This is a genomic window from Streptomyces beijiangensis (genome assembly GCF_017315755.1).
Taxonomy (GTDB): domain Bacteria; phylum Actinomycetota; class Actinomycetes; order Streptomycetales; family Streptomycetaceae; genus Streptomyces; species Streptomyces beijiangensis.
Map to the genome: position 1 here is coordinate 1 of NZ_JAFLRJ010000666.1, position 321 is coordinate 321.

Genomic DNA, 321 nt, shown 5'->3' on the forward strand with positions numbered 1-321 from the left:
GGGCCGGGGCCTCGGGGGGCAGCGGGTGGGACTGCGGCGGCAGGTAGGCGGTGTCGACGTCCGCCTGCGGCTGCGGCTGCTGGTATCCGGTCTGCGGGTGCTGGTACCCGGTCTGCGGCTGCTGGTGCCCCGGCTCCGGCCTCCGATGGCTGTCGTGGCTGCCCTGGCTGCCCTGCGGCTGCTCGTAGCCCTGCTGCGCCTGCTGCTGCTGATCGACCAGCGGCTGGTACTGCGTGTCCCAGGTCTGGCCTTCCCAGGTCTGGGTGTACGGGTCGTGCGGATGCTGCTGCGGCTGCTGCTCGGGCTGCGGCTGCTGCGGCT

Annotated in this window: 1 pseudogene; it reads right to left on the minus strand. The window is 73.5% G+C overall.

What is annotated here, in order from left to right:
* Positions 1-321: pseudogene (locus J0695_RS38095) on the minus strand (hypothetical protein); the annotation flags it as partial.